This window comes from Weissella viridescens (assembly GCF_001437355.1).
Lineage (GTDB): Bacteria > Bacillota > Bacilli > Lactobacillales > Lactobacillaceae > Weissella > Weissella viridescens.
Genome location: NZ_JQBM01000006.1, coordinates 42,138 through 50,461 on the forward strand (window position 1 = coordinate 42,138; position 8,324 = coordinate 50,461).

Genomic DNA, 8,324 nt, shown 5'->3' on the forward strand with positions numbered 1-8,324 from the left:
TTCTTTATTGGTCATTTGTAGCAAGTGACTATTCTTCTTCAATGCGAACATCAGAGCTATTTTCATCCGTAAGTGGCAAAACCACTACTTCGAAATAGTTAATGTAAGCATCCTTGAAGTCCAAAGCAGTAATGTCGAAATTAGCCACTTGGTTAGGTTCATTTACACTAAGATCAGGGAAACGATCCAACATGTACCCAGTCAAGGTCACCTTATCTGAATCCTCAAATGATCCAATATCTTCATGGAAGTAACGTTCAAAGTCATTTAGATTCAACTTACCTGAAACTTGATAATGCATGTTTCCATCATCATCGGAGCGCAACTTGGTAATTAAATTATCAATAGTATCATCAACTTCATCACGAACTGTACCAAAGAGTTCTTCGTAAATATCCTTATCGGTAACAATTCCAGACGTTCCACCATATTCATCCTTAACCACGACCATTGGGACACGGTGATCAATCATTTCTTGCAAAATATCAGTAATGGGTTGATCTTCTGAAATATTTGGTAAGTTACGCAAAACGGTACTTACTGGTGCTTCCATATCAATACGTCCTTGACGAACCAAGTCATATGAATAGACATAACCAAGAATCTTATCCTTGTCGTTGTTTGCAACAACAGGAATTCGTGAATACTTCGTCTCGAGGTACATATTTAAGGCTTCATGAATCGTCGCGTTTACATCAATCACTGCAAGTTGCGTCCGATCAATCATGATATCAGCAGCAACCTTGTCATTCATTTCAAAAGCACGTTGCATATAACGCAAGTCGTCTTCATCAATTTCACCAGCTTGTGCAGCATCACGTGAAAGTGACACAATTTCAGCTTGTGAATAAATATCTTCATCAGGATGCGCATTATATCCCAAAATCTTTGTCACCCATGCTGCAGTACGGTCGAACAACCAAATCATTGGGTAGAACAACACGTGGAAGAACATAACTGGACGCACGATTTTAAGCAAAACCCCTGTTGGATCATCAATCGCAATATTTTTAGGCACCAAATCTGTAAACACCGCGTGAATAAAGGTGAAAATCAAGATGGCAGCAATTGACGCAAAACTATGCGCAATTTCAGCTGGTAAGAGACCACTACTAATAATCAAGCCGGCGATGAATCCTTCACCTAACCAACCCAAAATTAGCGAAGTCAATGTAATCCCAACTTGCGCCGTTGAAAGATATTCAGTCAAATGATCAACCATGTAAATCGCATGATCGATCTTTGTTGATGGCTTTTTTTGTTCCTCTTTCAAGGCCTTCAAAGCGCTGGGACGAACCTTAACCAAAGAATACTCAGTTAAAGTAAACAATACTGCAAGTGCCAAAATCACGATAATGACAACTAGATTAATAATTATAGACGGACCGGAATCCATGTGCTACCTTCTTTCGAATTTTAAATTTAAATTACATACATAGACAATATATTTATATCAGCTAAATTTTAGCGATATATCTATCATTCTATCCGTTATAGACGCCGGCGTCAAATAGCGCGTTGTGCAAACGGATAAAGTCATCAAGCGTCAATTTCTCAGCTCGAATCTTCGGACTAATGTCAGCAGCATCCAAAGCTACCGTCAAACGTTCCTTCATCTCATCAGTCTTACCAAAAGCAGTAATTAGATTATTCCAAAGCGTCTTACGGCGCATCGCAAATCCAACTTTGAACAATTGGAAGAGTTTCTTTTCATCTTTTGGATCGGTGGTCAACGGTTCGCGAGGTGTCAAAACAATAATCGCTGAATCCACATTTGGGTTTGGCACGAATGCTGTTCTTGACACATTGAAGGCAAGCGCTGCATTCATACGATATGTCACAGCCAAGGTTAATGAACCATAATCCTTAGTTCCTGGTTCAGCTGACAAACGATCTGCCACTTCCTTTTGCATCATGACCACAATCGCATCAAATTGTACGTTTGATTGCAAAACTTGCATCAAAATTGGTGTCGTAATGTAGTATGGCAAGTTTGCAACCAACTTCAATGGCGCACTTGGATCATCAAATTCTTCTTGAATCGTCTTTTCAAGATCAACGCTTAGAATATCTTGATTGATAATTTTTACATTATCGTATGGGGCCATGGTATGGTCTAATACTGGAATCAAGCGATCATCAATTTCAAATGCTACCACTTGCTTGGCATTACGTGCTAATTGTTCCGTCAATGCCCCAATTCCTGGCCCGATTTCAATCACGTTATCAGTTGGCTTAACTTCACCGGCAGAGACGATATTTTTTAAGATATTAATATCGGTTAGGAAGTTTTGTCCCAACGACTTTTTGGTATTAATACCATATTGATTCATTATTGCCTGCGTCCGGACGGGCGTAGCAATATCTGGTACATCATTCATGCATTTTCCTCTTTTATCTCTCGAAGCGTTGCTTCTAAATCAGCCTTGGTGATGCCAAACATCCCCAAGCGCTTTAAAAATTGTTTCCCGTTCACATAACCTAACTGGCGCTTTTCAGCGACCTGTTGGCGCAATTGGGCAGCCTGTGGTCCAGCCAGTAAATTTAAACGAACCAAATCCTGGCGTGTGACATCAGACTGTGGTTGGTCTGTTTCCATCACCGTCACAACTTGGTCTAAGGCGTGCCGGATTGTTACTGCATCCGCATACTCAATGCCCAAGCTATGATGTTTAATCTGACGACCAGCTTCATCCTTCGTTAAAAACGCATGCTTGGCCGTTGGCACGGCATCCGTAATGAGCTGCCTTAAGCGCTCTCCATTGAAATCAGGATCAGTAAAGACAATGATGCCTCGTCGCTCCGCAGCTTCTTGAATTGCCTTTAATGTCGCAGGATTGAGCGCTGAGCCATTTGTTTCTAAAGTATCAGCATCAACTGCTTGTTGGATAACTTGTGTATCTGCTTTTCCTTCGACTACGATGACTTCTTGAATCTTGGTCATTACTTATCCAACCACAAACGATGCGCATTGTCGGTCGTGATTTTAGCAATTTCATTATATGTCATACCCAATTGCTCAGCCATATTTTCAAGCGTGTAGTGCGTAAACATTGGTTCGTTCATCTTACCACGCATTGGTGTTGGCGCTAAGAATGGCGCATCAGTTTCAACCAAAATGCGGTCTAATGGCACAACCTGCAAGGCCGCTTTGATATCTTCGGACTTTTTGAATGTCACCATCCCAGAGAAACCAATGTACATCCCAAGGTCTAAGAAACGTTGAACTTCTTTGGCATCCCCAGTAAAGGAATGCATGACACCGCCGAATTCTTCAACGTGGTGCGCCTTCAACATATCGTAGACGTCATCAAATGCGTCACGCGCGTGCACAGTTACTGGCAGATGTGTTTCACGGGCCAAGTCCAATTGTGCCGCAAAAGCTGCTTTTTGGACTTCTGGCGCAGGGTTATCTTCCCAGTGGTAATCCAATCCCATTTCGCCCAACCCAACAACTGTATCGTCGTTTAATTGGTCACGTAAAATCGCCATCTCAGCTTCGTTTACTTCATTAACATCTTCAGGTTGGAATCCAACAATTGCGTGGACCCCTTCCAATTCATGGGCAATTTCAATTGCTTGCGCATTTCCCACGTGATTGTAACCAACCACGTTCATTTCCATAATGCGGTATTCGCGCGCGCGCGCCCAATAGGCTGGAACATCTTCACTAAATTCTGTTTCATTTAAATGTGTGTGTGAATCATAAGCAGCTTCTGGCCGCTTTGATGGATCATAAATCGCCATAATTTACCTCATTTTATTTTTGTCTCGTATCTTAATAGTACTATCATACCAAAAAAAGATGGCATGCTTAAGCTTTGACCGTAAAACAGTCATCATGCTATGTATAAAAAACAGCCGAATGACACATTCGACTGAATTTCAAAGTTATTCGTCTTCTTCAATCGCCAAAACTAGGGCTTGAGCCGCATTTACTTCATCGTAAAGCGCTTTTGCCAATCCAGAACTTAAGGTGTTCTTGGCACGACCTTGATGGATGTACTGCAATTCAGCTTGCAGAGCATTCATCATGACCTCTTGGTCATCATCCGTCGAATCAACTGAACTCTGCATCACGTTTTGTTGACGTACTTGCACATTCCGCATGGCTAATGCTAAGCGGGGATTTTTACCTGATTGTTCCAGTGAACGAATATCAGCTTCGACTGCTGGTTCCGTTACATTTTGAATTTCCTTAGTTGCAGCTGCCCAACGATCACGTTGTTTCTGCTTTAACTTATGCAAACTCTGGCGTTTATCAGGCGTGTTCATATCCAACACTTTACGTTGATCTGCGATACGTTGTTCCATCAATTTACGTTGATCATCCGGCAAATCCTTCAAATGTCGTTGCTCACGTTTGATGTACTTTTCAATTCGTTGCTTTTGTCGTTCTTGACGCTTACTTGAATTAACATGACGGTCAACGAAGTGCATCCAACTTTGTTCAATACTGTGCCACAAAACACGACCACGATGTTGAATACCATGCCAACCCGAGTTTCGTGAGTTATGTGATAAACGTTGGTAGAACAAAGCCGCATCACCTGACAATTGATCAGCATCCATCGCATCTTCAATCGCCTGATTGGTTACACGATTAATGCGATTCGATGCTTGTAGCCAGATGTCGCGATCTAATTGCTCATCGCCATAACCAAGCTGGCCTTGGAGTTGACGCGTCACATTTTGCTTTGTTTTTGGATCAGCATCTGAGCGATCGACATTTTCAATACCGCGACTCACCATTTCCAGATGAGCCTTGTCAAAATCAGCTGTCTTAAATTCAGGCTCAACTTCAGGCAACACCCTTGGCAATACAATCAAAGGCATCACCAAGCTAATAATAATCACAACTGAGGCAATCAATAAAATATTATCTCGATATGGGAAAGGTTGTCCATTCTTAAGGACATATGGCAATGATAGGGCCATGGCCATAGTCATGGCTCCATGGACCCCACCAATGGCGAAGACAAAAGCATCTTTCTTTTGTTGACCATGATCGATAAAGCGCTCCACATCTTCTTTTTGCGAAAAGCTCATCGATAAGAATCGGACAACAACCATGATGACATAAATCAAAATTCCCATTCCGACCATTGGTACCCATCCATAGCCAGTTGTATTAACAAAAGTCTCAACAACACGGACAAGTTCAAGTCCCAAAAGGACGAACACAATGCCATTTAACACCTGGGACATCATTTCCCAGACTTGATTACTCAAGTTACTTAACTGCGCAGACATAAACTGCATATGCGCACGTTCTTCATTATGAACAGCACCTGCAATAACCACAGCAATAATTCCTGAGACATGGAAATGTTCTGCAATAATATAAATGGCTACCGGGCTAATAATTTGAATTAAGATTTGAGCAGTGCTGTCGTCTAGTTGAAAACGCAAAAGATTTTGGCGCATCCAAACAATCAACATCCCTAAAATAAATCCAATAACGGCACCACCGAAGGCTGAAATCAAAAACTCTCTAAATCCTTCAAGGAAGGAAAAGTGGCCCGTATTTAACCACAATAACGCCAATTCCAAAACAACTAGCCCACTGGCATCATTGAAGAGTGATTCCAAATTTAGCGCTCGTTTAATTCCTGACGGCATTTTGACCGTCGAGGTAACTGAATCCAAAGCTGTGGCATCGGTTGGTGTTACAATCGCAGCCAAGGCAACTGCCAGCGGTAATACCCAATGCATAATGGCCTGTTCTGTAAAGCCAAGTACAACCACAGTGACAATCGCTAAAATTCCTGCTAAACGAATAATCGCTGAGAAATTTTTTGAAATCACACTAGCATTTGTGTGCTGCCCTTCATAAAACAACAACGGCGCAATCACTAACATCAAGAACAGATCCGGTTCGAGATGAATCTGATGTAGTGTTCCTGGAATTAGCGCTAATATAATTCCAGCCAATATTTGCCAAAAAGCTTGGGGGATTTTCGGCATTAATTGGGAGAGAAAATTGGCAATGATGATTGCAGCCATAATTACCAAAATAACAAATAGAAAATCCATAAGATCCTCCTAAGGGGGTTACGCTCTATGTAGAACAGGGACTCAAGTCTGAGTCCCTGCTAGTTAACTATTTAATTAGATTAACCTAAGTCAGCTCCAGGCTTAATTGAATCTGGCAAGAATGTTAGCGTAACTTCGTCATCCTTCTCAGCAGATAGAATCATTCCTTCAGAAAGTTCACCCATCATCTTACGTGGCTTAAGGTTGGCCACAAAGGCGACATTCTTACCCACTAACTGCTCAAATTCAGGGTAGAACTTCTTCATACCAGATAAGATGGTGCGTCCGTTCTTTGACCCGTCATCTAGCTTGAAGCGCAACAATTTGTTTGACTTTTCAACTGCAGATACCGCCTCAATCTTACCAACACGAATATCGACCTTTTCAAAATCATCAAATTCAATTTCTGGCTTTGTTTCAAGTTTTTCTGGGCGATCATCGGCTTCAGCCTTTGGTGCACCACCAGTCATTTCATCACGAATGTATGCTACTTCAGCATCAACATCAACACGTGGGAAGATTGGTTGACCCTTTTCAACAACACGTCCACCTGTTGGTAAGGCATCAAAACTCAAGTCTGCGATTTGTAGGTTAGATTCTGACAAACCAAGTTGCTCAAAAATAGCCTTAGGCGTATTTGTCAAAACAGGTTGCAACAAGATAGCAACGACACGCAATGACGCAGCCAAGTGTGCCATTACTGCACTCAAGTTATTAGCTTGCTCTGGATCCTTAGCCATTGTCCATGGTGTTGTTTCATCAATGTACTTGTTAGCGCGTGAAATCAACTTCCATACTTCAGCAAGCGCATCAGATGTGTGAAGTTCACCCATGTACTTATTGTAGTTCTCAATAACTGATGCAGCAGTTTCTTCTAAGTCAGCATCAAATGCAGTTGAACCAATTTCAAGTGATGGAATGATTCCGTCATCATACTTGTTAATCATGGCAACCGTACGGTTCAAAAGATTTCCAAGGTCATTGGCCAAATCATAATTTAACTTAGAAACGAAGTCTTCTGGAGTGAAGAGTCCATCGTTTCCATATGGCATTGCACGTAATAGGTAGTAACGTACAGCATCTACGCCGTAACGCTCGGCCAAAGTATCAGGATACACAACATTTCCCTTAGACTTTGACATCTTTCCATCACGCATTGTTAACCAGCCATGTGCAAAAATTTTCTTTGGTTCAGGTAATCCTAAGGCATGTAACATAATTGGCCAGTAAATTGTGTGGAAACGCACGATTTCCTTACCAACTAGTTGTACGTTTGCAGGCCAGAACTTATCAAACAACTCTGTGTTGTCACTACCGTAGCCCAATGCCGTAATATAGTTTGAAAGTGCATCAATCCAAACATAAACAACGTGTTTTGGATCTGATGGTATAGGAACACCCCAAGAAAAGGCAGTACGTGTTACCGCAAGGTCTTCCAACCCTGGTTCGATAAAGTTTTTAACCATCTCATTCATCCGAGAATTTGGCTCAACAAAATCAGGGTGCTCCTTATAGTAGTTCATCAACCAGTCTGAATACTTGCTCATACGGAAGAAGTAAGATTCTTCCTTAACGAGTTCAACTTCATGACCAGATGGTGCTTTTCCACCAATCACCTTGCCGTCATCATCACGATAAACTTCTTCCAATTGTGACTCGGTGAAGTATTCTTCATCATCGACTGAATACCAACCTTCATAATTTCCCTTATAAATATCCCCTTGATCAAGGAATTGTTGGAAAATCTTTTGAATGGCCTTTTCATGTTGTTCATCGGTTGTGCGAATAAAGCCATCATTACTGATGTCTAATTCTTTCCAAAGCTTTTGAATATCTTCAGCCATACCATCAACATATTGTTGTGGTGTCATGTTTAACTTTTCTGCTTTTTGTTCAATCTTCAAACCGTGTTCATCGGTCCCTGTAAGGAAATAGACATCATCACCCAGTAAACGATGGTAGCGTGCTGCAGCATCGGCTAGCACTGTTGTATAGGTGTTTCCAATATGTAACTTACCAGATGGATAGTAAATTGGTGTCGTAATGTAAAATGTATTTGGTTCTGTCATTGATCCTTTACCTTTCAGCATACGAATGAGTATGCTGCCTTTATTCTATTTTTAGATTGTAAGTATCTTATAAAGCCTAATCTTCATTATATCAATAAATTTAAGGCTATGATGAAAAAATATCAAATTTCGTTTCCTAAATAAACAAAAAAGCCGCCATTACTGGCGACTTTCGTTTGCATTGCGACGTCCTATCCTCGCAGGAAGAGATCCTCCAAC

General features: G+C 41.3%; 6 protein-coding genes. All 6 read right to left on the reverse strand.

Annotation, left to right across the window (positions count from 1 at the left end; genetic code table 11):
- Nucleotides 1-28: 28 nt before the first annotated feature.
- The 6 genes from IV50_RS07450 to metG all read right to left on the reverse strand — a co-directional run bounded on the left by IV50_RS07450 (nt 29) and on the right by metG (nt 8,105).
- Complete coding sequence (locus tag IV50_RS07450) at nt 29-1,396, reverse strand: hemolysin family protein (protein WP_057747153.1); 1,368 nt, start codon at nt 1,394-1,396, stop codon at nt 29-31.
- Between the two features lie 88 nt (nt 1,397-1,484).
- Nucleotides 1,485-2,381 carry a 16S rRNA (adenine(1518)-N(6)/adenine(1519)-N(6))-dimethyltransferase RsmA gene (gene rsmA, locus IV50_RS07455; protein ID WP_057747155.1) on the reverse strand — a complete coding sequence of 299 codons (897 nt, stop codon included), beginning with the start codon at nt 2,379-2,381 and terminating at the stop codon, nt 1,485-1,487.
- Nucleotides 2,378-2,944 carry a ribonuclease M5 gene (gene rnmV, locus IV50_RS07460; RefSeq protein WP_057747157.1) on the reverse strand — a complete coding sequence of 189 codons (567 nt, stop codon included), beginning with the start codon at nt 2,942-2,944 and terminating at the stop codon, nt 2,378-2,380. Before rnmV ends, rsmA begins: the two co-directional genes overlap by 4 nt.
- Nucleotides 2,944-3,747 (reverse strand): TatD family hydrolase, encoded by an 804-nt coding sequence (locus IV50_RS07465; protein WP_057747159.1) that lies wholly within the window; start codon nt 3,745-3,747, stop codon nt 2,944-2,946. Before IV50_RS07465 ends, rnmV begins: the two co-directional genes overlap by 1 nt.
- A gap of 144 nt (nt 3,748-3,891) precedes the next feature.
- The gene (locus tag IV50_RS07470; RefSeq protein ID WP_057747161.1) at nt 3,892-6,036 is read right to left on the reverse strand and encodes a cation:proton antiporter; all 2,145 of its coding nucleotides are present in this window, start codon (nt 6,034-6,036) and stop codon (nt 3,892-3,894) included.
- Between the two features lie 80 nt (nt 6,037-6,116).
- Nucleotides 6,117-8,105 (reverse strand): methionine--tRNA ligase, encoded by a 1,989-nt coding sequence (gene metG, locus IV50_RS07475; protein ID WP_057747163.1) that lies wholly within the window; start codon nt 8,103-8,105, stop codon nt 6,117-6,119.
- Between the last annotated feature and the right edge of the window lie 219 nt (nt 8,106-8,324).

What these genes read in the sequence shown, in the direction of transcription:
- rsmA (WP_057747155.1), bottom strand. Translation starts at nt 2,381, where the DNA reads ATGAATGATGTACCAGATATTGCTACGCCCGTCCGGACGCAGGCAATA.
- IV50_RS07450 (WP_057747153.1), bottom strand. Translation starts at nt 1,396, where the DNA reads ATGGATTCCGGTCCGTCTATAATTATTAATCTAGTTGTCATTATCGTG.
- metG (WP_057747163.1), bottom strand. Translation starts at nt 8,105, where the DNA reads ATGACAGAACCAAATACATTTTACATTACGACACCAATTTACTATCCA.
- rnmV (WP_057747157.1), bottom strand. Translation starts at nt 2,944, where the DNA reads ATGACCAAGATTCAAGAAGTCATCGTAGTCGAAGGAAAAGCAGATACA.
- IV50_RS07470 (WP_057747161.1), bottom strand. Translation starts at nt 6,036, where the DNA reads ATGGATTTTCTATTTGTTATTTTGGTAATTATGGCTGCAATCATCATT.
- IV50_RS07465 (WP_057747159.1), bottom strand. Translation starts at nt 3,747, where the DNA reads ATGGCGATTTATGATCCATCAAAGCGGCCAGAAGCTGCTTATGATTCA.